Below are 25,562 nucleotides of genomic sequence, written 5' to 3'. Positions count from 1 at the left end.
TCGTTTTACTATTTCGTACGATACACACCTATACAGTTTCTACTACCGCTTCAAGCATTGTTCCATTTTTAGCATAGTTCGTATGCCAAGAAAAAGCTTTTTCTAAAATATGAGGAGTTTGTCCACCTCTTGTTTTTGCTTCTTCGTAATAAGCTCGTAGCTGGGCACGATACATTGGATGTACGCAATTCTCAATAATAAGTTCCACTCTTTCTCTTGGCGCAAGTCCCCTTAAGTCAGCATACCCCTGTTCAGTGACGATAACATCTACATCATGTTCAGTATGGTCTACATGAGAAATAAAAGGAACGATGCTTGAAATGTTACCACCTTTCGCAATCGATTTAGTAACAAAGATAGCTAAGCGAGCATTTCTTGCAAAATCACCAGACCCACCAATACCATTCATCATTTTTGTACCTAAAACGTGAGTAGAGTTAACATTTCCGTATATATCTAATTCTAATGCAGTATTAATTGAGATTAATCCAAGGCGACGAATAATTTCAGGATGATTGGAAATCTCTTGTGGACGCATCATTAATTTGTCACGATATTTTTCAAAGTTAGAAAATACTTGTTGCATTTTCTCTTCAGAAAGCGTGATAGAACAACAAGAAGCAAAATTGACTTTTCCAGCATCCATAAGATCAAAAACTGCATCTTGTAAAACCTCGGAATATACTTCTAAATCTTCAAATTCTGAATCTAACATTCCGTGCAATACTGCATTAGCCACTGAACCAATTCCTGATTGTAACGGCGCTAAACGATTTGTTAATCGGCCTACTTTGACTTCTTCTCGAAGGAATTCTATTAAATGCTGTGCCATAATAACAGTTTCTTCATCCGGAGGAACAATTGTCGATGGCGAATCCAATTGATTCGTAAACACAATTCCCTTTACTTTTTCAGGATCAATTTGAATACCAATTGTTCCAATTCGGTCATCTGTTTTCACAAGCGGAATTGGCAGCCTCTCTCCTTGTTTACCTGGTTCATATAGATCATGTAGCCCCTCTAATTGCGCGGATTGAGCCATATTCATTTCAATAATAATAGACTTAGCATTTAAGGAAAACGCTAAGGAATTTCCAATTGAAGTGGTTGGAATAATCATTCCGTCCTCTGTAATCGCAACCGCTTCCAAAATAGCGAAATCTATATCCAGAACGTCAGCGCGGAGTAACTCTGCTGTATGAGACAAATGTTGATCCACAAATAAAAAGTCTCCGTTATTAATTCCTTTTCGCATAGTCGCGTCAGCTTGGAAAGGTAATCTTTTCCCTAAAATTCCTGCCTCAGCAAATAATTTGTCTACATCCGAGCCTAAAGAAGCCCCAGTATAAACATTTACTTTAAAAGATTCATCATTCTTAACTCGGTTTACAAGCGCAAATGGGACTGCTTTTACATCACCTGCACGTGTAAACCCACTTAAGCCTAAAGTCATTCCACTTTGAATCCAGGAAGCTGCTTCCTCAGGTGTAACTACCCGATCTTTTAGACGTTGATCTCTGATTCTATCTAAGTTATTCTCCATATGTAATCCCTCTCTCATTGAATATTCATAATTATTTTACACATTAACACTATCAAAATAGGGATTTTAGTATACAATGCCGAAAATTCAGACAGAACAGCAAATCTAGGTTCTAAAGCAGAAAAACTTAGAATCCTAGAAGCTTACGGAAATAACTAGCGTACGATTGACTAACTGGTACTCTCTCACCATTATCCATTGAAAGTACAAAAGTAGAATGGGTATCAGGATAAATCGCTTTAATATGATTAACATTTACAATAAACGAACGATGACATCTAATAAATGAATCTTTCGGAAGCAAGTATTCGAATTCTTGCAGAGAGTATTTATGTGTTCCTGATAACTCTTCTGAATTCACATACGTCTTTTTATCTTTAGCCTCTAAATACATAACCTTTGAAAAAGGAACCGGAATCCAGCCGTCTGTTGTTTTTAAAGTAACAACTGACTTTCCATCCGTTAAAGCTGGATAAATTGCCGTTACGCACCCTTCAAGCTTTCCATTGTTTGAAAATGGTACAGCCATTCCATGATAAGGAATACCAAAAACATCCCGATTAATAAACTCAGAGGTTTTTTGGTTCATCACCATCGCTTTATGAGCAATCGTTCCTTCCTTTATAGGATCCCCGACACTAATCTTTAAATCAATTCGTTTACTTGGCCGATAGTAAATATATTCTTTCGTATTTGAAACAGCAATTGAAATTTCATCTGAAAATAATTCCCCAACAACATCTAGTAATAAACCTAACGTTCTATCTTCCATTCTATTAACACCTCATTCACTATTATACTACTATTATGAACAGGCATCTGTTGCTTTATAAAAAGGTTGAGTAGAAATTATTCTTAACATCTTGAAAATTTATTTCTACATATTCTTTATTTACAAATTCACTCATAACCATACCTCCAGTTTTTCAAAAAACCTCACTTCAGCATGAAGTGAGGTTTTTTCTTATCCATTATGCGCATCTAACCACGAAATTAAATCTTTAAATACTTCATCCTTATTTACTTCATGAAACATTTCATGTCTACCATTTTCATATAAACGTAGTGTCACGTCTTTCATACCACATTTTTTATAGTTTTCATATACTTCTATTACACCTTTCCCCATATCGCCAACAGGATCACGATCACCAGAGAATATATGTATTGGAAGATTTTTTGGCGTCTTCTTGTATTCTTCTAGTTTATTTACTTCTAATACTCCAGAAAATAATTCTCGGTAAAAACTCGTCGTACAAATGAAACCACATAACGGATCCGCAATATATTTATCAACTTGATTATTATCTGAAGATAACCAATCAAATTTTGTACGATTTGGCTTAAAGTTCGAATTGAAGTTTCCGAAAGATAAAAAATTTAACATTGGACTTTTCGTTTTTTCCCCGCGTAATTTCATCTCAATTGTCGCTACTTTATGACCGATACTTCCTAAAATCCCTGGATTTCCACCAGTTCCTGAAATAAGGAATCCATCATATAATTCACCTTTCAGTTGTACAGCACGTCTTGATAAAAAAGAACCCATACTATGTCCAAGTAAAAATAACGGGCATGTCTGCTCTTTTCTTATCGTTTCTGATACAAAAATAACATCAGAAACAGCCTCATTCCAACCTACATTTGGTTTAAAATGACCATAATCTTCTTCTCTTTTCACTGTTTTCCCATGACCTTTATGATCATGTGCATAAACACCATACCCTGCTTTTAATAACGCAGCAATAAAGTCTGTATAAACACCTGCATGTTCTGTCATACCATGTGCAATTTGAATAATTCCTCGCGGATCTCTTTCTGGTAGCCACTTACGTAAATAAATTTCCGATCCATCCAATGCCGTAACGAAACTTTCCTGTACGTTCATTTCGTCAGCCCCCAACTCTATTATGTATATCAAAAAATGAATATCCATTCATTATTCTTATTATGTATTATATGCAATTGCTTTCATTATGACAAATGCCGCACTTTTCCAATTAGCTCAATAACTATTATGTTGACGAATTCGAAATAAGATTATATAGTTACTTACATAAAGTAATTATTATATTTTTTGGGAGGTTTCTATTATGATGCCATCATTATTTTTAGCACACGGATCACCGATGCTTGCTATTCAAGATACAGACTATACAAGGTTTTTAAAAACACTTGGAGCAACATATAAACCGAAAGCGATTATTATTTTCACTGCTCATTGGGAAAGTGAAGCATTAACGATTTCTTCATCAGATAACGAATATGAAACAATTTATGATTTTGGAGGTTTTCCTCCTGAGTTATACGAAATCAAATATCGTGCGAAAGGTTCTTCTAACATTGCATCTATGTTAGAAACAAAATTTAAAAACAAAGGTATTCCAGTCCATCATAATATGACGAGAGGTTTAGATCATGGCTCATGGACTCTTCTGCACCGCATGTATCCAGAAGCAAATATTCCTGTCGTCCAAATTTCAGTCAATCCATTCCTTCCTGCAAAAGAGCAATTTAAGATTGGAGAAGCACTTAAAGGGCTTGGACAAGAAGATATTTTAATAATCGGTAGCGGTGTTACTGTTCATAACTTACGAGCTTTGAAATGGAATCAAACGACACCCGAACAATGGGCAATTGAATTTGATGATTGGATTATTAAACATATGCAGACTACTGATAAAGATGCATTATTTAATTGGGAGAACAATGCCCCTCATGCACAATTAGCAGTACCAAGAGCAGAGCATTTTGTTCCTTTATTTATCGCTATGGGAAGCGGTGAAAATAACGGTGAAGTCATTCACCGCAGTTATGAGATGGGTACATTAAGTTATCTTTGTCTTCAATTTTAAAGAAAAGGATGAAGCAATCGTTGCTTCATCCTCTTCTTTTTCATTCACTTAGTTAACTAACTTCCAAATGTCGTTTCTCTGATACCTCTTCGTTCTTATTATGAAAATAAACCCAAATGCACGCAATAAATAATAGTGATGATGTAGAGAAGAAAACATATTGGAAGCCCGCATGTGCTGCAATTTGTCCACCAAGTACTGGTCCAATCATATTTCCTAAAAACTGAAACGATTGATTATATCCAAATATTCGTCCCGTTACATGGGTTGGTGTATGTTGTTTTAGTAGAGTTTGTACGGAAGGTAATAATCCTGCTTGTGCGATACCTAATAAAAATCGAAGAATTAATAGTTGCCAAGCTGAGGTTACAAATGCTTGCGGGATAAAAATAATTCCTGCAGCAAACAACGCTACAACTAACGTTTTTTGAGGACCAATTTGATCTGATAATCTACCTAGCTTAGGAGCTGCCATAATAATAGCTAAACCTGTCGCAGACATGACTGCACCTGCAATCATTTCAATATGAGCTGTTCCTGGGCCTTCTAAATTCTTTACATACAATGTAATAATAGGTTGAATTGACATGTTCGCAAGTTGAATAATAAATGTTGTTACAAATAAACTAATAATTAAATGCTTTGATGGAACCATCGTCCATACTTTTTTCGGTTGTACTTTTTTTGCTTGAGCGGAGTGATTCTCTTCATGTAGGAAGAAAAAAACGATGAGAAAAGAAAGGAATAAAAAAGCTCCTGTAACAAGAAAAACATGGCGCATTCCAATTAACTCAGACAAATATCCTCCAAGTAAAGGGCCAAGTAAAGAACCGCTCACGCCCCCAGTTGAAATTGTGGAAATTGCCCAACCTGAATGCTCTTTCGGAGTTTCTGCTGCAATAAATGTCATCGCCGTTGAAAGGAAACCAGATACCGCTCCCATCAAAAATCTTAGTGCGACTAGTTGATACACGTCCGTTACAAACCCCATAAGCGTCATAATAATCGCCATACCAAGGCTCGCACGAATAAGCATCAATTTCCGTCCATGTATATCACCAAGCTTTCCCCATATTGGTGATACGATCGCACCCATTAAAAATGTTACACCAAATGTAAGTCCCGACCACTGTGCAATACTTGAAGTGCCAGTTACTCCTAATTCCTCAATATAAAAAGATAAAAAAGGAATTACTAAACTCATACCGGCTGCAGTGGTAAAACAACCTAGCCAACAAATCATCAAATTTCGTTTCCAGCTGGCCATTTTCACACCTTCTTTCTTTAGATACCCATTCTACACCCTTTCTTGTAAAAAGTTTAGTAATTTGCTTTATTTGTAAAATCCACTACAAAACCCGCTATTTTCTAGTGAAAATCACTACATCTCTACATTATTTTCATAAAAAAACCAACTCCCATATATGGAGTTGGTTAATTACTCTCTACCGGTATTAAACGTGCATTACAACATCGCTCATAAAACTCAACCGGACCTGCTTGTCCAATAATTGCGTATTCATATCCTTCTTTCTTCATACTATGTAAACAACGATATAACAATTGCTTCCCTACACCATTCACACGATTTTTTTTCGCTGTGCCCATTGGACCAAACAATCCCTTCTTTCCTCTCACTACATCATAACAAGCGAAACCTACTATCACTTCTTCTTGTTCTGCTATATAAATAGGTAAATTATCTTTATATGTACGAAATCCATACTCTATTGAATGTAACCAACGTTCACCAAATTCCTCTTTAACAAAACTTGCTAATTTTTCAAAATCAGAAGGGCTAGCCTTTCTAACAGTACAAATTAAGTGATTATAAGTAGGAACAAAACATTTTAGATCGACCGCTAAATCTCTTGGCTCAGCTATAATACGTAATATATCTTTTTTTATTTGTACATTTCCAATAAACGTATCTACATGAAATAGTGCATATATAACATGTCCTTCATTCATTATTACTTGCTGGAAACGTTCCATACGTTTCTTCGCTATTTGTAAAATTTCTAGCACCTTATAAGATACCTTATATTGTCCTATTTTTTCATACTCTTGATACGGTGAGTCGTATTGTTTTCGTATTGAAAGTTTTTCTGAAAACTCTATCCCCACTTTACGGAACAAATACATATACAACTCGCTACAAACTCCAGTACCTTCTTTACACATACCGATAAACAGATGAGCTGGTTGAATGATATTACTTTCTGCCTCTTCTGCTGCAATCTTCAATATGTTATGAACACGTTTTGTAAATTTATACTCCTCCATATGTATCTCCATCTCCTATTACTTTACTAGTAAACCGTAACCATAAATAAGTGAAACGATTATTCCAACTACCAATATACCTGGCAATAAATTTGCCACCTTAATTTTAATAACACCAAGTAAGTTCAATCCAATAGCGGCTATCATAATACCACCTGTAGCTGTCATTTCCACTATAAATTGATTCATTAATTCTTTCGGGACCAAACTATTAATTTGTGTTGCAAAAACCGCAATCCCTCCTTCGTATAAAATAACTGGAATCGCCGAAAATACTACACCAATTCCTAAAGTTGTCGTTAATATAATAGAAATAAATCCATCGATAATCGCCTTTGTAAATAAAATATCATGATTGCCACGAATCCCGCTGTCGAGTGCACCAAGTATGCCCATCGCACCTATTGCAAAAATTAAAGTAGCAGTTACAAAGCCTTCTGATATGCTCCCTTTCCCTTTTGATCCAACTTTATTTTCTAGCCAATCCCCTAAATGTTTTAACTTTCTCTCTAATTGTAGCCATTCCCCGATGACGGTACCAATCACTAAACTTAGTATGACAACAAGAAAATTTTCACTTTTCAATGCCATTTGAAGCCCAAGTACAGTAACCGCTAAACCGATTGCATGCATAATTGTTCCCTTCATACTTTCTGGAATCCTACTAAATAATTTACCTAGTAAAGTACCAAATATAATACAAATCCCATTTACAACTGCTCCTAATATAACCATTTCTTATTCTTCACCCTTCGAATTCTTTATTTCTATATTTTGGTTTATACATTGATTTACAGGTTATCTATATGTTAACTTAATATTAAGAATATTAACAAATGTTTTCCACAACATAAACCGCAATTTTTTTTGTAGTAATACATAATGTGAAACTTTAATTAACGTGAGTTTTATTGCCCACAAATTGCGGTATAAATTCAAAAGGGACGGTATTTATGAAAACTTTACTAAAACGATTTCTGTTAATAGCCTTTTGCATTACACCAATTGTTTTATTAATTAACTACTCTTTTACTTCAAAAGCGAAAGACAAACCCGATTTGCAAAACAAATCTAGTAAAACCGCTTCAACAAGTGAAAAGAAAATAGAAGACCCGGAAATTACACTCACTTTCTCTGGTGATACAATGTTCGATTGGCAATTACGTCCTGTAATCGAAAAAAATGGGGCTGATTATCCATTCCAACATGTAAAAGAAGAAATAACAAAAGCTGATATTTCTTTCGTTAATTTAGAGTCAGCATTTACAACGAGAGAAAAGAAAGCTCCTGGACAACTGTTTTGGATTAAAAGTGATCCATCCACGCTACAAGCTATAAAAAACACTGGATATGACATCGTAAATATCGGAAATAACCATACACTTGATTATGGGCAAGATGGATTATTAGACACGATTTCTCACGTAGAAAAATTAAAATTCCCTTATATCGGAGCCGGAAAAAATGCAAAAGATGCATATACAGCACGAGAAATGACTGTAAAAGGGAAAAAGTTCAAATTTCTTTCCTTCGTTCGATTTATGCCTGATACGAACTGGGTAGCTGGTAACAATAAACCTGGTGTTGCAAACGGATATGATTTAAATCTCGTAACAAAAACAATTAAAGAGCAAAAACAAGATGCAGACTATTTAATCGTCTATATGCATTGGGGCGTTGAAAAATCAAATCGTCCAGTAGAATACCAAAAACAATATGTACCTAAAATGGTTGAAGCAGGAGCTGACGCGATTGTCGGGAGTCACCCGCATTGGTTACAAGGATTTGAGTATTATAATAAAGTTCCTATCGCTTATTCATTAGGTAACTTTTTATTCCCAAGTTATGTGAGTGGGAAAAGCGCCGAAACTGGCGTATTAACTTTAACTTTTAAAGGAAAGGATGTACAAATGTCATTCAATCCTTACATCATTCGTAACAACCAAGTTTCCCCTGTAAATGAGGAAGAAAAGAAAAAAGCTCTTCAATATTTACAAACAATTTCAACTGATGTAGAAATTGATGCTACAGGGAAAATAAAAAACAAACGAAACTAGACAGCTCAAGATCTATTTCTCTGTAACATACATTACAGAATAGGTAATGAACATGCTGAAAGACTTATTAGAAAATGTAAGTTTGTTAGAGAATATTTATAAAATATCTATAGCCGTTCTACTTTTATGTTCAATTTTCTCTGTTAGACTTCTAAAAAAAATAAAACGCGAACGAAAACTTACTACCTTTGAATTTACTATGTATGTAATCATTCGTATTGCGATACTCTTTTGGTTAACTAGCTTTATCCTTCTTGAATATGGAAAATATTTAGTTTAACTATAAAAAGATAGATACAAGTAGCGTTTCTACTGCTTATATCTATCTTTTTTATTTCTAGTAAAACCGTATGTTATCCCTTTCCTTCTATTAAATAAGTAAATCAAACAAGATGGGATTTTTATTAAGCTCCATAAATTGAATATTATTTTCTTTAAAGCGAGTAATTAATTGCTCATAATCTTCTTTATGTTTCAACTCTACGCCGACTAACGCTGGACCATTTTCTTTATTATGTTTCTTAATGTATTCAAAGCGCGTAATATCATCTTCTGGTCCTAATCCTTTATCAAGAAATTCTCTTAGCGCACCTGAACGTTGCGGGAATTCAATAATGAAGTAATGTTTTAATCCTTCGTAAATGAGCGAACGTTCTTTCATTTCTTGCATTCTATCAATATCGTTATTTCCACCACTTAGCGTGCATACAACTGTTTTACCCTTTATTTCATCTCTATATAAATCAAGCGCTGCAATAGATAGTGCACCAGCCGGTTCAGCTACAATTGCATTTTTCTTATACAGTTCTAAAATCGTCGTACAAACTTTTCCCTCTGGTACTAAAACAATGTCATCAATTACATCTTTACAAGTTTCAAATGTTAACTTTCCTACTTTTTTAACAGCTGCCCCATCAACAAAACTATCTATTTTCTCTAATGCGACATTTTCATTTTGAAGAAAAGCCTCTTTCATAGATGCAGCTCCCATCGGCTCTACACCAATAACCTTTGTAGCAGGACTAACACCTTTCACATATGTACCAACACCTGATGCTAACCCACCACCGCCGATTGCCGTAAAGATATAGTCAACCGATTTCTCCATATCATGCATAATTTCAACTGCAACTGTCCCTTGACCAGCAACTACATACGGATCATCAAACGGATGAACGAACGTCATTCTATTTTCTTCACAATAGCGCTGCGCTTCTTGGAAAGAGCTATCAAATGTATCACCAACTAATACGATTTCCGCAAAATCACCACCGAAAAATTGTACTTGTGATACTTTTTGTTTAGGTGTTGTCGTCGGCATGAAGATTTTTGACGCAATCTTCAATAAATTACACGTATAAGCAACTCCTTGCGCATGATTACCAGCGCTCGCGCATACAACACCGTTTTGTAATTGTTCTTTTGATAAACTTTGAATTAAATTGTACGCACCACGAATTTTGAAAGAGCGAATCAATTGTAAGTCTTCTCGTTTTACATAAACGTCACAATCATATTTCTCAGATAAAACTGTATCACGTTGTAACGGTGTTTTAATAACGATATCTTTCATGCAATTATGAGCCATTAAGATATCTTCAATTTTCACTCTCTCCTTTACCTTCTGCACCATTATATATCATCCTTATCTCTTTTAAATTGGCTCAATCAAAATCCGGGATTTTTAGAACTGCACCTGTATTCGCCGATGTTACCATCTGTGCATAACGTCCAAGCCAGCCAGTTTTCACTTTCGCTTCTGGTCGTTTCCATTCTTTTTTACGCTTATCTAATTCTTCATCACTAACTCTTACTTCTAGCAAGCGTTCTTCAACATCAATACATACAATATCCCCTTGTTCAAGAAGTGCAATCGTTCCACCCGCAGCTGCTTCTGGTGAAATATGTCCTACTGAAATACCACGTGAAGCACCCGAGAAACGACCATCCGTTAATAGCGCAACATCTGCACCTAATCCCATTCCAGCAATCGCTGAAGTTGGCGCTAACATCTCTGGCATACCAGGGCCACCTCTTGGTCCTTCATAGCGAATAACAACTACATCGCCTTTCTTCACTTTTCCAAGCATAATGCCCGCAAGCGCCTCATCTTGTGAATTAAAAATAACGCAAGGTCCTTCAAAACGCTTTACCTCTGTTGCACCGCTTTTAATAACCGCTCCATCTTTCGCAAGGTTTCCTTTTAATATACGTAATCCCCCTTCTTCACTATGAGGGTTTTCGAGAGAATGAATAACTTCCTTATCTTTAATCTCTGCATGAGCAATGTTTTCTCTTAACGTCTGCCCGGTAGCCGTTATTCGGTCTAGATGAAGCACCCCTTCTTTTCGGCTTATCTCTTTCAAAATTGCACTAATCCCACCCGCTCGATCAATATCTTCCATGTGCCAATTGGAAGCAGGGCTTACTTTACATAAATGTGGTACACGTCTTGAAACGGCATCAATGCGATTCATATCGTAATCTAAACCCGCTTCTTGTGCGAGAGCTAATGTGTGCAATACTGTATTCGTTGATCCACCCATTGCCATATCAAGCGCGAACGCATCATCAATCGCTTCTTCCGTTACGATGTCTCTTGGTTTAATATCTCTTTCAATTAAAATTTTTAATTTCTCTGCTGCTTGTTTAATTAACTCTTCACGTCTTGGATCAATTGCTAAAATACTCCCGTTACCAGGAAGAGCTAAACCTAACACTTCACATAAACAGTTCATAGAGTTCGCCGTAAACATTCCGGAACAAGAACCACAAGATGGACAGCCATGATCTTCAATATCCTTTAATTCTTCTTCTGAAATTTTCCCAGATTGATAAGCTCCTACTCCTTCAAAAACAGAACTTAAATCGACAACTTCTCCTTTAGATGTTTTTCCTGCTGCCATCGGGCCGCCTGAAACAAACACAGTCGGAATGTTAATACGTAGTGCAGCCATCATCATACCAGGTGTAATTTTGTCACAATTTGGGATACAAATCATGCCGTCAAACCAGTGTGCATTTACAACCGTTTCTACTGAATCTGCAATAATTTCACGACTCGGAAGAGAATAACGCATACCGATATGTCCCATCGCAATACCATCGTCAACTCCAATCGTATTGAATTCGAATGGTACCATACCTGCCGCGCGAACTGCCTCTTTTACAAGTTTCCCAAACTCGTTCAAGTGCTTATGCCCTGGAATAATTTCAATAAAAGAATTACAAATCGCTATGAAAGGTTTATCAAAATCTTCATCTTTCAAACCAGTTGCTTTTAATAAACTACGGTGCGGCGCTTTATCAAAACCTTTTTTAATCATGTCACTTCTCATCTTGTCAAATCCCCTCTTACGTATTTTTCACTTACAATCACTTACTCTATTTTTTCACTAATTCTTTCGGTGCATGAATCCAGCTCATCATTTCACGAAGCTCTGCCCCTACTTTTTCTAACTGATGATTTCGCTCTGCTTTTTTCATCGCATTATACGTTGGACGCCCTGCTTGATTTTCTAAAATCCATTTCTTCGCAAATTCACCTTGCTGAATTTCTGTCAAAACACGCTTCATTTCCTTCTTCGTTTCATCTGTAACAATTCTCGATCCTGTTACATAATCTCCGAACTCTGCCGTATCTGAAATAGAATGGCGCATATTCGTTAAACCGCCTTCGTACATTAAATCAACAATTAACTTTAATTCATGCAAACATTCAAAGTATGCAATTTCAGGTCGATATCCACCTTCTGTTAATGTTTCAAAACCAGCTTTCACAAGCGCAGTTACCCCGCCGCAAAGCACTGCTTGCTCTCCGAATAAATCCGTCTCTGTTTCTTCTTGGAATGTCGTTTCAATTACGCCTGCACGTGTACAGCCTACACCTTTTGCATACGCAAGAGCTAAACTTAATGCTGTTCCTGTTGCATCTTGATGTACTGCCACTAATGCCGGAACACCATTTCCTTCTTGAAATACACGACGAACGAGGTGACCTGGACTTTTTGGCGCGACCATCGCTACATCTACGTAACTTGGCGGGTTAATTTGTCCGAAGTGAATATTAAATCCATGTGAGAAAAGTAACATGTGTCCTTCACGAAGATTCTCTTCTACCTCTGCTTTATACACATAAGCTTGCTGTTCATCTGGCAATAACATTTGTACAACTTGTGCGGTTCGAACCGCTTCTGAAACAGACATTACTTCAAATCCATCTGCTTTCGCTACTTCATACGACTTACCAGGACGAACACCAACTACAACTTCTACACCAGAATCACGTAAATTTTGTGCTTGCGCATGACCTTGTGATCCATAACCAACTACTGCAACAGTTTTTCCTTGTAATAACTCTACATTTGCATCTTTCTCATAATATGTTTTCATATTCCATACACTCCTTATAATTTATTTACTTGCAGTACATCAATTAATTTTTTCAACTGACTAACAAGTAATGTCGCTTCATTTTCAGTACAAACTGCTGTGAGTTTCATTTCAGAAACACCACTTGTATCTCTTTCATTTAAATGTAAAGAAGAAATATAATAACCACGCCGAGCAAAAATCCCACTTATACGTAATAAGACGCTTGGCTCGTTATGAATAACGAGTGAAAAAGTATGACTCATTCTTCCCACCTCTTCATAATCATTTCGTTATTCCCTTTGTTTGGCGGAACCATCGGAAATACGTTTTCACCTTCTTCTACACAAAAATCAACTACGGCAGGACCTTCATGAGCAAATGCTTCTAACATCACTTGTTTCGCCTCTGTTGAATTTGTCGCTCTTAATCCCTTCACTCCATAAGCTTCTGCCACTTTCACAAAATCTGGCGATCCAATTTTTGATTCTGATAAACGATTTTCATAAAACATTTCTTGCCATTGCCTTACCATCCCTAAAAATTTGTTATTTATGATAAATACTTTTACAGGGATGTTATTTTCAGCAATTGTTTGTAGTTCTTGAATGTTCATTTGAAAAGAAGCATCACCTGCAATACAAATGACAAGTTCTTCTTTTTTAGCTAGCTGAGCACCAATTGCTGCTGGAAAACCAAACCCCATCGTTCCTAATCCTCCAGAGGTAAGGAACGTCCGAGGTTTTCTTGCTTTATAGAAGTGAGCAGCCCACATTTGATGCTGTCCTACTTCTGTTGTGACAATCGCTTCACCATTCGTTAATTCACTTACTAAGTTGATCACATGCTGTGGTTTTAACTCAGATTCTTTTTGCTTATAAGAAAGTGGATATTCTTCTTTCCATGCCTTTACTTTCTGAAGCCATTCGTCTGTTTGTGTATAAATAGACATATGTAACAACATGTGTAACGCTTTTTTCACATCACCAACAATGGGATGCTCTACAGTTACATTTTTATGAAACTCAGAAGGATCAATATCAATATGTACTTTTTTCGAGTGCGGAGAAAAAAGTTCTAATTTTCCTGTTACACGATCATCGAAGCGAACACCTAATGCAAGTAGTAAATCACATTCTGTTACCGCCATATTAGCAGCGTATGTCCCATGCATACCAAGCATCCCTAAAAACAATGGATCTCCCGGTGGATATGCACCAAGTCCCATTAAAGTTGAAACGACTGGAATACGGTTCTCCCTTGCGAATTCAAAAAGTTCATCGGATCCACCTGAATGAATGACACCTCCCCCAATATAAAGAAGCGGACGCTTTGATTTTGAAATTGCTTTAGCTACCTCTCTAAGTTTCATGCTGTCTGGTACAAGTTCTGGTTTGTACCCCGGAATATCAACTTCTTCATTAAAGAAACTGGTGACTTTTGCATTTTGAACATCTTTTGGAATATCGATTAATACTGGTCCCGGGCGTCCGCTTTCGGCGATGTAAAAAGCTTCTTGCACAATTCGTGATACATGATTTACATCACGAACTTGGTAATTATGCTTCGTAACAGGTACTGTAATTCCGACAACATCCGCTTCTTGAAATCCATCTTTACCAATTAAAGGCGTTGCAACTTGGCCGGTAATGACAACTAAAGGAATCGAATCCATATAAGCGTCTGCTAAGCCGGTAACTAAATTTGTCGCCCCTGGGCCAGAGGTAGCAAAGACTACCCCGACCTTTCCAGAAGCTCTCGCATATCCTTCAGCCGCATGAATGGCAGCTTGTTCATGACGAGTTAAAACATGTTTCAAACCACTTTCGTATAACGCATTGTATACTGGTAAGATCGCTCCGCCTGGATAGCCGAAAACGGTCGTTACACCCAATTTCTTCAAACATTGAATCACGTGCCCAGCGCCTGTCATTTCTTCACACTGTAACTTCTCATACGCTGTATACTGCTGCTTCATTTCAATTAACTCCTCTCCTTATTTATGCTAAGCTTTCCGTCAGCCCGGGAACACGTACTCCTCTTTCTCTCGTTAATTTTTTAAATTCTTCGGTCAATTGTTTCGTTACACTTCCTGGTTTCCCATCTCCAATTTCTCTCGAATCAACTTTTACAACTGGAATTAACTCCGCTGCTGTTCCTGTTAAAAATACTTCATCCGCTACATATACATCATGGCGAGTGAATGGTCTTTCCTCACATGGAATACTCAGTCGTTCACATAGCTCGATAACACTATTTCTCGTAATACCTTCTAATGCTCCTAAATAGGATGGTGGGGTTAATACTTTTCCATCTTTCACAACGAAAACATTATCGCCAGAACCTTCACAAACATATCCTTGTTGATTTAACATAAGAGCCTCTAACACTCCTGCTTGTGCCGCTTCAATTTTTACAAGTACGTTATTTAAGTAGTTCATTGACTTAATGCGTGGATCTAATGCATCTGGCGTATTACGTCTTGATGCAACAGATACAACGCTTAATCCATTATCGTAAAATTCCTGAGGGAATAACTTTAATTGTTCTGCAATGATAATAACGCTCGGTTTCACACAACTTCTAGGGTCGAGCCCTAAGTCACCTTTTCCTCGTGAAACAATTAAACGAATGTAAGCATCCGCATACTCATTTTTTTGCAACGTTTGTAAAACTGCTTCTTCCATTTCGTCAACTGTCAGTGGGACTGTAAGTAAAATAGATTTTGCCGATTCATATAATCGTTTTACATGTTCTTTTAAACAAAATACATTTCCTCCGTAACTACGAATCCCTTCAAATACACCGTCTCCGTATAAAAAGCCGTGATCATATACTGAAACAACTGCCTTTTCTTTTTCTACAAATTCCCCATTCATGTAAATGTACTGGTTTCCCATCTCACATCGCTCCTCTTTTTTTCTCTATTTTTTGCAATCTATTTCTACATCGATTGCTGAGATGAGTATTTTTTACAGAATATTCAGTATATAAATATTAAAAATATACTCGTCTCAACAATCGATTACTTACATACTTGTAGCAATCCATTGCTGAGACGAGGGAATCGTGGTACCACTCAGCTTCCTTACACTTCTCACGAAATATAAGCTCTGCAAGTCCAATTAGACTTTTGTTTTTCTATCGGGAACAAACCCGCTACTTTTTACTAATTTTCAAAAGTAGTGCTCCGAGGTGATTTTCAATGAGTGCATTGTTACCACCCTCACAGCCTCGGGGCAGCTCTCTGAAACAATCTTTATCATTTACTCTCCTCTTCCACGCATTCTCTTATTCTATTTTCTAAAATAAAAACTCTCGCCTCAGCAATCAACTACTACAATTTAGTAGCTTTGATTGCTGAGGCGAGAGTTTCGCGTTACCACTCAGCTTCCTTATACTTCTCGCGAAATATAAGCTTCGTAGGTCCAATTAGACCCCCGTCCTTTTACCGGAGACGATGCCGCCGCCCTCTACTCAGTTTCCCTTTCGCAAGCGATGCTCCGAGGTGATCTTCAATGATTTGATTGTTACTACTCTCGCAGCCTTGGAGTAGCTCTCTGAAACGATCATAATCATCTACTTTCCTCTTCTTTGCATATACAACATATAAAGTTAGAAAATTTTTAATTAACTTTTATTTGTTACACGTATTATAGGACGTTGTTCTTTTCTTTGTCAACATGTTTTTTCAAAAAAAATCTAAATTCATTCTATTTATTTTTTCTCAAATCAAAATTGGAATGAATTACTTACATACACTCATATATTGCTTAAGTATGTTTGCACTACTACATAAAGAAAAATTTATGAGGAGATGAGAAAACTATGTTAAAAGGGAAAGTAGCGTTAGTTACAGGAGCAAGCCGAGGAATTGGACGAGCGATCGCTAAACGTTTAGCAAATGACGGTGCATTGGTTGCTGTTCATTACGGTAATCGAAAAGATGACGCTGAAGAAACTGTTCATGAAATTCAATCAAATGGTGGCCAAGCTTTTTCTATCGGCGCAAATTTAGAATCCTTACATGGTGTAGAAAACCTTTATAAAGCTTTAGATACTGAATTACAAAAGCGCACTGGTGAAACACAATTTGATATTTTAATAAACAATGCTGGCATTGGTCCTGGTGCTTTTATTGAAGAAACGACTGAACAATTTTTTGATAGAATGTTTTCAGTAAATGCAAAAGCACCATTCTTTATCATTCAACAAGCACTGCCACGTTTACGTGACAATAGCCGAATTATTAATATTTCATCCGCTGCGACCCGCATTTCTTTACCTGATTTTGTTGCATATAGTATGACGAAAGGCGCTATTAATACAATGACTTTTACACTAGCAAAACAGCTTGGAGCACGAGGAATAACGGTGAATGCAATACTTCCAGGATTTATTAAAACAGATATGAATGCAGAACTCTTGAGCGACCCGATGATGAAGCAGTACGCTACTACTATTTCCGCTTTCAATCGCTTAGGTGAAGTAGAAGACATTGCCGATACTGCTGCATTTCTTGCTTCTCCAGACAGCCGCTGGGTTACTGGACAATTAATTGATGTGAGCGGAGGATCTTGTTTATAAAAAACATATATTTTCAAATCTTTTTTATTGCGCAATAAAACAATTTATATAATACTATATAAAACATATACATTTAGGAGGATTACAGCAATGTCCGAAAAAACATACGAACTCGCAACCTTCGCAGGCGGTTGCTTTTGGTGCATGGTAAAACCATTTGATGAACTTCCTGGTATTCATAAAGTACTTTCTGGCTATGCAGGAGGTCATGTAGAAAACCCAACATATGAACAAGTAAAAACCGGAACATCTGGACATTTAGAAGTTGTTCAAATTACATTCGATCCTTCTATTTTTCCTTATCAGAAATTACTAGACTTATATTGGCCACAAATCGATCCAACTGATGATGGCGGACAATTCTTTGACCGTGGTCCATCTTATCGTACCGCTATTTTTTATCATAACGAAACACAAAAAGGGCTTGCTGAAAAATCAAAACAAGCTCTTGCAGAAAGCAGTATGTTTAAAGATCCAATCGTGACTGAAATTCGTCCTGCTGCACCTTTTTACGAAGCAGATGACTACCACCAACATTTCTATAAAAAGAATCCAGAGAAATATGCTACTGAGCAAAAAGAATCTGGCCGTGAAGACTTTATTAAAGAAAATTGGCAAAAAAAATAATAAAAACGCATCGTGCTTTTTTAGTACGATGCGTTTTTATTTTTGATAAAAGTACCATACAATTAACAGAACAATTGCTGTTAGTGACCAAAGTACTATCTCGTTTTTCACTCTATTCTTTTTCTTAGTCATTTCATTCCCTCCTAATAACAATTAAACATATTCAAGTTTTTCTTTGTTTAATTGTCCACCTTATATACATGAATACATCCTTACAAATTCTAATAGCAAGACCACCAATAATTCCGATTGCAATTGAAATTACTAACATCTGTCCAAAACTAAAAGAATTTGTGTACGTTATGTAGAGAACGATACATATAAGTAAAACATCCGGTAAAGAAAGTAAAAACCTTTTAAGCATTCCTTTATTCTCCTCTATACTTTATTTATATCTTCTACTGTAATTTTGAAAGAAAGTTTGTTCAAAAATTCCATTTAGACCCTCATTTTACGAAAAATAATAAGAATCCCTTTTTAAAAGAGATTCTTATTCAGCAGATTTAAGTTTAATTATTTTCTACATATCCTATTCCATAATTACTCCTAAAATAGAATAATATTACTAATCATTTATTGTAAATTGACTATTTGCCAGGCGACCGAATGTCGCGCCAGCTACCTACATCACATTGGCCAAATTCATTATTACCTACCGCGACCACCGTGCCGTCTGATTTTAGTCCGACTGTATGTGCACAACCAGCCGCTATCGCTACAATATCGCGCCAATCGCTTACGTTACATTGACCATACTCATTCCAGCCCACGGCCACCACGGTACCGTCTAATTTTAGTCCGATTGTATGATTCGTACCAGCCGCTATTGCTACAATATCTATCCAGCCACTCACATCACACTGGTTATGTTTATCATTCCCCACTGCTGTCACCGTACCGTCTCGTTTAAGACCAACAGTATGAAGATACCCAGCCTTGACCGATACAATACCTCGCCAGCTACTTACATTGCATTGACCATATCGATTATTTCCCACAGTCGTCAATGTGCCGTCCAATTTAAGACCGACTGTATGCCAGTCACCCGCTGTGACTGCCACAATACCTTGCCAACTGCTTACATTGCATTCTCCTTCTTTATTTCGGCCGACCGCTACTACCGTGCCATCCGATTTAAGGCCAATAGTACGACGCCACCCTGCCGCAACCGCTACAATATTATGCCAATCGTTTACATCACATTGTTCATGCTTATTCCAACCCACTGCTATCGCAGTATTGTCACATGTAAGACCGATTGTGTGAGCATTACCTGTGTTCGTCGCCATATGAACATTGCCTGCTGCAACTGCTTCAATATCTCGCCAGCCACATACATTGCATTCTCCTTCTTTACTCCGGCCCACCGCTACTACCGTGCCATCCGATTTAAGACCAACAGTATGACCACGCCCCGCCGCTATCGTATCTTTTGGCCATCGCTTCAATTTTTCTTTCGGTAAAATGTAATCCATGTTTTACCTCCTTGCATATAAGCAACTGTATCATAATAGATATTTTTATCAAATTTCATTATAAATCTACATTTACAAAGAAAGCTTATTTTACTTCTTCAAAAAATAAAAACCTCCAGTTTAAATACTAGAGGTTTTCTCGTTATTTCTTCAAGCGGTCAATAAAATCGTTCAATTTATCTAGCGATTTCATATTCAGATTGCAAGCTACACCATCTTTGCAAATGTAGTTTCCCTTTTTAACGAAAGTTCCTGGTACATCACCTTTAATTTCAACTAAAAACATCCCTACTTCTTCATGCCCATGACATAATGAACAAATACTTTTTTTATTTAAACTTTGGAACGTTCCTTGCAGACCAACAAACTTATTTTTATCATTTTTCGCTATAATAAATTTCCTGCTTGATCCTTTGTCAATCCAGCTTAAATAAGATAATTCTTTCATATCCAGTTCTTCCATATCGGGAAGTTTTAGCTTTTTTGCTTTAGGAAATAATTTTTTTAATGTTTGTGCTGTAACTTCTTGAAACGGAATTACATACGGATTTATTTTCATTAAAAATGATTCTGCATCTTCTCTATTTTGAACTGTTAATACCGTATCAATTAACTCTTTCTGTTCATCGGTTAAATTCTCAAATACATGTATTATCTTTTCAATCGCAAGTGATTTTAACGCTTGAATTACACCTCTATCGTTTGCCGTTGCATGCCCGTTTGCTAAAATATAAGCTTGTGATTTTATAAAATTATATTGATCACTTCTAATAAACGCTTCCATCTTTATCACTCCATACAAATTGTTGATCTAGTTTTATTGTATACAATGATTACGTTTTTTGATATGTAAAAGATAACTTAGAAACAAACATTACATACATCACTTATTCTCTACCGCTGCATTTCCTGACAAAAGAAGCCATCATCTGTTTTCCATTCCGCATATAATACGTCTTCAAATTTAGTAATTCCTTTTTGCTTTATTTGTTTATAAAGCCACCCTTCATCAAATCCTGCTTCCCTCAAATTATCCTTAACTACTTTCCCATCACTAATTAATGAAATTGGTAAGTATACAGGCTTATGTTTTAAACTTAAATCATTTATAGTAGGAGATTCGTATTTACTTTTTTTCAGAACGCTTATGTTTCCATTAGGTTCCAATATCATATATTCAACTTCTCGGATTGAAAATATATCTTTTTGTTGCCTAAGCATTTGTTGTAATTGGTTTATATCCAAATGATTCGATTTTAATTGATCTCTGTCAATATATCCATTACGAATAATAATAGAAGGATATCCTTCAAAAAACCTTCTTGTCCCCCTATATTTTTGCGTTATCACTTCTATTGCGTAAATTAATACTGTCCATACTAGTACCGCATATAAAATGGACCAGACTTTCACTTCAGGGTCATATATCGTATTTCCAACCAATTCTCCGAGTACAATGGCAGAAATAAAATCAAAAGGTGTTAGCTGCGATATTTGTGTTTTCCCTAATATTTTAGTAGCAATTAATAAAACAAAAAAACCAACAAAAAGTTCTATCGTTATTTGTCCAAGATGATTCATATATGTTCACCTTTCTGCTTTTCACTCAAATGTTATGTATCCAATTTAGTAAAAAATGGCACATTGTCGCTATTATCATGTCCATTCACATCCAATAAATACAAAACAAAAAGAGTCTGATTCAAAGTAATATATGAATCAGACTCTTTTCCTCTTATTTAGAATACACAATCTTTTTAATCGTTTCCCCAGAAAGAAAATATTCTTCTGCAAGTTGATGAATAGCAATCCCACTTTTAAACGCTTCTTTAATTGCTTTATTTCTTTCATCTAGTTGTTTTCTTCCGCCAGATCGTGTACCCCATTTATAATGTTTCGTTTCTTGTTTCGGAATGTAAATTGTTTCACCTTGTATATACTTTTGAATTTCAGTAATTAAACTCTCTGGTAAAACAGCATTAGCTTTTACGTATTTCATTTCTGCTCGCCCCTTATTTTTTATGGTTCATTTCAATAAGGTGCAAAGCCAAATATAAAAAATGATACGAGCTCATATAGGCGATTGTATATTACTTGTCTACCTCACGCAAAGTATCGCCATTTCCATACTTGGCTTTGCATGAGACGTTGCAGTGTCTGGCAATTGAATTATAATCGCCATATAAACACCTCCTAATATACCTTTTGCATTTTATTATATGATAAAATCCCTCTCCTTGCATCTTCATACTTTTTCAGCAATAAATAATTAATTTTGATATAATACTTTTTATTGAATCAAAAATCATTGTGAGGTTACGTTATGAGGAAAAAAATTATCATTACAATCGTTACACTATTCTTTATTATCACGGCATTATTCGGAACATACAAATTGATGAACGCAAGAAGCTTTCAATTATTTGGAGATTTAACACAACGCGTAGAAACAAATGAAAAAGTGATCGCTTTAACTTTTGATGATGGCCCTACTAACAATGTAAAACAAATATTACCATTACTAGATAAATACAACGCTAAAGCTACTTTCTTTTTAATTGGAAATGAATTAGAGAAAAGTCTATCATTAGGAGAAGCTATCGCGCAATCTGGGCACCAGCTTGGAAACCATACATATTCTCATAAAAGAATGATTTTCAAAACACCTTCTTTTATTAAAGATGAAATAGAAAAAACGAATTCATTAATCCGCCAAACAGGATTTACAGACGAAATTGATTTTAGACCGCCTAACGGAAAAAAATTAATTGGACTACCCTATTATTTAAATAAAAATAATATTGAAACGATTATATGGGATCTTGAGCCCGATACTTTTTATAAATCTGCGGCTGATAAAATTAAATATGTTAATAAAAATGTAAAACCAGGTTCTATCATTTTACTGCATTCTATGTATGATGAGTCTGATGACAATTTAAAAACGATTGAAGGTATTTTAGATTCTTTATCTAAGAAGGGCTATCAGTTCGTAACAGTAAATGAATTGCAAAAAAGAGCAAAATAAAAAGAAAGGTAGCGTATCTTTGTATGATACGCCACCTTTCTTTTTATATAATGCCAAGTACATTTAAGAATACGATAATAATCGCAATTGGTGCGATAAAGCGAAGTAAGAATAACCATAATACGAATAGTTTATAACCTTTATTTTTACTTACACCTAGCTCTTTCATTAATACATCTTTCTTCATTTTTAAAGGAACAAAGATAGAAACTAATAATACACCAAGTGGCATTAAAACGTTACTTACTGCATAGTCCGCTAAATCAAAGACTGTCTTTCCGAAAATCTTCAGATCACTTAATATACCGAATGATAATGCTGATGGTACCCCAACAACGAAGATTAATAACCCTACGATTAAGGCCATTTTTTCACGTTTCCCTTTACCTTTTGATGTTAACGATGCAACACTAATTTCTAACATCGAAATTGCTGATGTAATCGTAGCGAAGAAGAATAGTAATAAGAAAACGATGAAGAATAATTTTCCGAATGCCATTTTACTGAAAATAGCTGGCAACACGATAAATAATAGTCCCGGCCCTTGAGATGGTTCCATTCCAAATGCGAACACAACTGGGAAAATTGCAAGTCCTGCAAGTAATGTAATAACAAGAGTTAAGGCTACGATAGAAAATGCTGAACGTGGTAAGCTTTCTTCTTTCGGTAAGTATGAGCTATACGTTACCATAACGGCTACCCCGACAGATAATGAGAAAAACGATTGCCCCATTGCGTATAATATAACTTCTGATGTTACATGTGAGAAATCAGGTTGTAAGAAGAAACGAACGCCTTCTCCAGCACCATCTAATGTAAGTGCACGAACGATTAATACAAAGAATAAAACGAATAGTGCTGGCATGAAATATTTATTTACTTTTTCAACACCATTTTGTACACCTTTACTTACGATGAAAATAGTAATAAGGATGAATAATAGCTGTGATCCAACTGCTAAATATGGATTGGAAATGATTTCACCAAACGTAGCTTCGTATGCTCCATTTCCTTCCCATAGTCTACCTGTAATTGCATTCCATAAATATAATAAAATCCAGCCTCCTACAACACTGTAGAAAGAAAGTAATATGAAACATGTTACAATTCCTAATTTACCTAACCAAGGCCATAACGTTTTAGGAGCAATCTCTCTATATGCATCGACAGCCTCTTTTTGTGTACTTCTTCCAATAACAAATTCAGCTAATAATAGCGGTAAACCAATTAATAATGTGAAACCGATGAAAATTAAGAAGAACGCTCCGCCTCCTCCAATGCCGGCCATATATGGGAATTTCCAAATCGCCCCAAGACCAATTGCCGAACCTGCTGCAGCTAATACGAAACCTAATTTCGATGTCCATTGCTGTGAATTCATTTGTTAATCTCCTCTCTATCTCTTTTTCTTTGTTACAATTCGGTATTTATATTGTTCTATCAATACTCTTTTCTAATACGTTCACTTCCTCCCTAATAAAAAAACGTCCCTACGTAAATACGTAGGGACGACAAAAATATCGCGGTACCACCCTAGTTGTGAAGAACACTAAGAAACCACCTAAATAAAAACGCCCCTACGCAAAAACGTAGGGACGATAAAATATCGCGGTACCACCCTAGTTATGAAGCCACACCAAAGTTAGGACCTAAATAAAAAACGTCCCTACGTAAATACGTAGGGACGATAAATATCGCGGTACCACCCTAGTTGTGAAAAAATCTTCACCACTTTATTTGATAACGGTATAAACTACCGTCTTTCATTTCCTCATAATGCGAGATTTATGAAAGATGCTCCAGGACGAACTTCATGAATAATCTATATACTGATTCACACCAACCATCAGCTCTCTGAAATAGGGAGATATTCACTACTATACCCTTTCATTGCCCAAATATTATTTTCCGAATTGATTACTATCATTTTTATCACACATTAAAAATAGTGTCAACTTATATTTTGAATTTTTATGTATTACAATCTATTTAAAAATTCGAAATATAAGTTTTAGTTTAGAAAACAAGTGGATTAGTACATAACGAATTCTAACAGGCAATAGAAAAAGAATTACGTATTATTGATACTTATTCAATAATACAAATCATCTAGAAACATAACCTGTCTCTCTGTATTCATTTTTTAAGAGTTTGATGGATACCAAGAAAATTTCGCATCACTATCCAGTGGTCTATTTTTCGTTTCTTCTTTAATTACACGAAACCATTCATTTAGAATTTGAGTTTTGGGCAATTGAGCAGCAAGGTTATCTTCCCAAATTATATGTGAAAACCAAGCTTTCGTTTCCCATTCAAACTGCAATTGCGCAAACGAAATTATAGGGTGATCAGCTTCATGAAATTGCTCATTTACTGCATTTGAAACTTCTGGAGCTTGCGGTAACAACTCGTTCTGAATTCTATTTCTTATCGTCTCATTTTCTAGCTGATCCCAGAAATACAATTGCCCATTTATTTGATAAAAAATATCAAATGAAGCCTCACCTTTCTTCAAATTCAATAATACGAAGGCACGTTCCACATCATTGTCAGCCGCCTTTACAGCATTAATAATTATATTTTGTGCCATTGATACCCAGTAACTAGTCGCTTCCTCTACCGGTGATTCAACATACAATTCTTCACTTAATTCATGAAGAGTGGCTTCTTGCTCATTTACTTTTTCAACTTTTTTAAAAAACCTATTAAAAAAACCCATAACTTCCCCCTTAT

Annotated in this window: 25 protein-coding genes and 3 other annotated features; of the genes, 6 read left to right on the top strand and 19 right to left on the bottom strand. The window is 35.9% G+C overall.

All coding sequences use genetic code 11. The annotated features are described in order from the left end of the window. Positions 1–28: 28 nt before the first annotated feature. The 3 genes from BCG9842_RS08705 to BCG9842_RS08695 form a co-directional block, all read right to left on the bottom strand. Positions 29–1,543, bottom strand: coding sequence for an acetyl-CoA hydrolase/transferase family protein (locus BCG9842_RS08705; protein WP_000429818.1), 1,515 nt, complete (start codon positions 1,541–1,543; stop codon positions 29–31). Positions 1,544–1,670: 127 nt separating this feature from the next. Then, complete coding sequence (locus BCG9842_RS08700; RefSeq protein WP_000390209.1) at positions 1,671–2,315, bottom strand: LytTR family DNA-binding domain-containing protein; 645 nt, start codon at positions 2,313–2,315, stop codon at positions 1,671–1,673. A gap of 192 nt (positions 2,316–2,507) precedes the next feature. Beyond that, positions 2,508–3,431, bottom strand: coding sequence for an alpha/beta hydrolase (locus BCG9842_RS08695; RefSeq protein ID WP_001102606.1), 924 nt, complete (start codon positions 3,429–3,431; stop codon positions 2,508–2,510). Between the two features lie 205 nt (positions 3,432–3,636). Here BCG9842_RS08695 and BCG9842_RS08690 point away from each other — a divergent pair, with 205 nt between their 5' ends. Next, complete coding sequence (locus BCG9842_RS08690) at positions 3,637–4,398, top strand: DODA-type extradiol aromatic ring-opening family dioxygenase (protein ID WP_000982885.1); 762 nt, start codon at positions 3,637–3,639, stop codon at positions 4,396–4,398. 52 nt (positions 4,399–4,450) lie between these two features. Here the strand turns inward: BCG9842_RS08690 and BCG9842_RS08685 are convergent, their stop codons facing one another. The 3 genes from BCG9842_RS08685 to BCG9842_RS08675 all read right to left on the bottom strand — a co-directional run bounded on the left by BCG9842_RS08685 (position 4,451) and on the right by BCG9842_RS08675 (position 7,419). Then, a complete protein-coding gene (locus tag BCG9842_RS08685; RefSeq protein WP_000179323.1) occupies positions 4,451–5,665 on the bottom strand; it encodes a multidrug efflux MFS transporter in 1,215 nt (404 codons plus the stop codon). A gap of 167 nt (positions 5,666–5,832) precedes the next feature. Further along, positions 5,833–6,684, bottom strand: coding sequence for a GNAT family N-acetyltransferase (locus BCG9842_RS08680; protein WP_000393444.1), 852 nt, complete (start codon positions 6,682–6,684; stop codon positions 5,833–5,835). A gap of 18 nt (positions 6,685–6,702) precedes the next feature. After that, complete coding sequence (locus BCG9842_RS08675) at positions 6,703–7,419, bottom strand: DUF554 domain-containing protein (RefSeq protein ID WP_000236049.1); 717 nt, start codon at positions 7,417–7,419, stop codon at positions 6,703–6,705. A 218-nt stretch (positions 7,420–7,637) separates the two neighbouring features. Here BCG9842_RS08675 and BCG9842_RS08670 point away from each other — a divergent pair, with 218 nt between their 5' ends. Further along, the gene (locus BCG9842_RS08670; RefSeq protein WP_000854495.1) at positions 7,638–8,741 is read left to right on the top strand and encodes a CapA family protein; all 1,104 of its coding nucleotides are present in this window, start codon (positions 7,638–7,640) and stop codon (positions 8,739–8,741) included. Positions 8,742–8,793: 52 nt separating this feature from the next. Continuing rightward, positions 8,794–9,021 carry a hypothetical protein gene (locus BCG9842_RS29520; RefSeq protein ID WP_000910225.1) on the top strand — a complete coding sequence of 76 codons (228 nt, stop codon included), beginning with the start codon at positions 8,794–8,796 and terminating at the stop codon, positions 9,019–9,021. Between the two features lie 90 nt (positions 9,022–9,111). On the opposite strand, the gene ilvA is transcribed toward BCG9842_RS29520, so the two are convergent. The 6 genes from ilvA to ilvE are packed head-to-tail and all read right to left on the bottom strand — an operon-like array spanning position 9,112 to position 16,012. Then, positions 9,112–10,374: a threonine ammonia-lyase IlvA gene (gene ilvA / locus BCG9842_RS08665; protein WP_000250342.1), complete on the bottom strand. Its 1,263-nt coding sequence runs from the start codon at positions 10,372–10,374 to the stop codon at positions 9,112–9,114. A 31-nt stretch (positions 10,375–10,405) separates the two neighbouring features. After that, complete coding sequence (ilvD, locus tag BCG9842_RS08660) at positions 10,406–12,079, bottom strand: dihydroxy-acid dehydratase (RefSeq protein WP_001255811.1); 1,674 nt, start codon at positions 12,077–12,079, stop codon at positions 10,406–10,408. A gap of 46 nt (positions 12,080–12,125) precedes the next feature. Continuing rightward, positions 12,126–13,133, bottom strand: coding sequence for a ketol-acid reductoisomerase (ilvC, locus tag BCG9842_RS08655; protein ID WP_000861148.1), 1,008 nt, complete (start codon positions 13,131–13,133; stop codon positions 12,126–12,128). A 14-nt stretch (positions 13,134–13,147) separates the two neighbouring features. Continuing rightward, positions 13,148–13,378, bottom strand: coding sequence for an ACT domain-containing protein (locus tag BCG9842_RS08650; protein ID WP_000019916.1), 231 nt, complete (start codon positions 13,376–13,378; stop codon positions 13,148–13,150). Next, positions 13,375–15,090, bottom strand: coding sequence for an acetolactate synthase large subunit (ilvB, locus tag BCG9842_RS08645; protein ID WP_000813470.1), 1,716 nt, complete (start codon positions 15,088–15,090; stop codon positions 13,375–13,377). Before ilvB ends, BCG9842_RS08650 begins: the two co-directional genes overlap by 4 nt. Before the next feature lie 22 nt (positions 15,091–15,112). Then, a complete protein-coding gene (gene ilvE, locus BCG9842_RS08640; RefSeq protein WP_000528163.1) occupies positions 15,113–16,012 on the bottom strand; it encodes a branched-chain-amino-acid transaminase in 900 nt (299 codons plus the stop codon). Between the two features lie 151 nt (positions 16,013–16,163). Beyond that, positions 16,164–16,403, bottom strand: a binding site (T-box leader). Positions 16,404–16,470: 67 nt separating this feature from the next. Next, positions 16,471–16,716 (bottom strand) — a binding site (T-box leader). Positions 16,717–16,940: 224 nt separating this feature from the next. Here ilvE and BCG9842_RS08635 point away from each other — a divergent pair. Continuing rightward, entirely contained in the window at positions 16,941–17,699 is a 759-nt protein-coding gene (locus BCG9842_RS08635; protein WP_000911802.1) for an SDR family oxidoreductase, read from the top strand. Positions 17,700–17,789: 90 nt separating this feature from the next. Further along, a complete protein-coding gene (gene msrA / locus BCG9842_RS08630; protein WP_001291894.1) occupies positions 17,790–18,326 on the top strand; it encodes a peptide-methionine (S)-S-oxide reductase MsrA in 537 nt (178 codons plus the stop codon). Between the two features lie 163 nt (positions 18,327–18,489). On the opposite strand, the gene BCG9842_RS08625 is transcribed toward msrA, so the two are convergent. The 5 genes from BCG9842_RS08625 to BCG9842_RS08605 all read right to left on the bottom strand — a co-directional run bounded on the left by BCG9842_RS08625 (position 18,490) and on the right by BCG9842_RS08605 (position 21,800). Further along, positions 18,490–18,690, bottom strand: a complete 201-nt coding sequence (locus BCG9842_RS08625) for a hypothetical protein (protein ID WP_000919318.1) — start codon at positions 18,688–18,690, stop codon at positions 18,490–18,492. 223 nt (positions 18,691–18,913) lie between these two features. Continuing rightward, positions 18,914–19,801, bottom strand: a complete 888-nt coding sequence (locus tag BCG9842_RS08620) for an RCC1 domain-containing protein (protein ID WP_000384548.1) — start codon at positions 19,799–19,801, stop codon at positions 18,914–18,916. A gap of 142 nt (positions 19,802–19,943) precedes the next feature. Continuing rightward, a complete protein-coding gene (locus BCG9842_RS08615; RefSeq protein ID WP_000387066.1) occupies positions 19,944–20,585 on the bottom strand; it encodes a FusB/FusC family EF-G-binding protein in 642 nt (213 codons plus the stop codon). 110 nt (positions 20,586–20,695) lie between these two features. Continuing rightward, entirely contained in the window at positions 20,696–21,382 is a 687-nt protein-coding gene (locus BCG9842_RS08610; RefSeq protein ID WP_001015971.1) for a DUF421 domain-containing protein, read from the bottom strand. 154 nt (positions 21,383–21,536) lie between these two features. Further along, on the bottom strand, positions 21,537–21,800 hold the full coding sequence (locus BCG9842_RS08605) for a CD3324 family protein (protein WP_000878325.1): 264 nt from the start codon (positions 21,798–21,800) through the stop codon (positions 21,537–21,539). 324 nt (positions 21,801–22,124) lie between these two features. Here BCG9842_RS08605 and BCG9842_RS08600 point away from each other — a divergent pair, with 324 nt between their 5' ends. Further along, the gene (locus BCG9842_RS08600) at positions 22,125–22,829 is read left to right on the top strand and encodes a polysaccharide deacetylase family protein (protein ID WP_001227581.1); all 705 of its coding nucleotides are present in this window, start codon (positions 22,125–22,127) and stop codon (positions 22,827–22,829) included. A gap of 43 nt (positions 22,830–22,872) precedes the next feature. Here the strand turns inward: BCG9842_RS08600 and BCG9842_RS08595 are convergent, their stop codons facing one another. Both BCG9842_RS08595 and BCG9842_RS08590 read right to left on the bottom strand, forming a co-directional pair. Beyond that, positions 22,873–24,210 carry a sodium-dependent transporter gene (locus BCG9842_RS08595; RefSeq protein ID WP_001088185.1) on the bottom strand — a complete coding sequence of 446 codons (1,338 nt, stop codon included), beginning with the start codon at positions 24,208–24,210 and terminating at the stop codon, positions 22,873–22,875. A 296-nt stretch (positions 24,211–24,506) separates the two neighbouring features. Continuing rightward, positions 24,507–24,729 (bottom strand) — a binding site (T-box leader). 243 nt (positions 24,730–24,972) lie between these two features. After that, entirely contained in the window at positions 24,973–25,548 is a 576-nt protein-coding gene (locus tag BCG9842_RS08590) for a hypothetical protein (RefSeq protein ID WP_000505539.1), read from the bottom strand. Positions 25,549–25,562 lie beyond the last annotated feature (14 nt).

The sequence above is a fragment of the Bacillus cereus G9842 genome (genome assembly GCF_000021305.1).
Taxonomy (GTDB): Bacteria; Bacillota; Bacilli; order Bacillales; family Bacillaceae_G; genus Bacillus_A; species Bacillus_A thuringiensis_S.
Note: the sequence above shows the minus strand (reverse complement) of the source record. Positions and strands in the feature narration are given on the sequence as shown.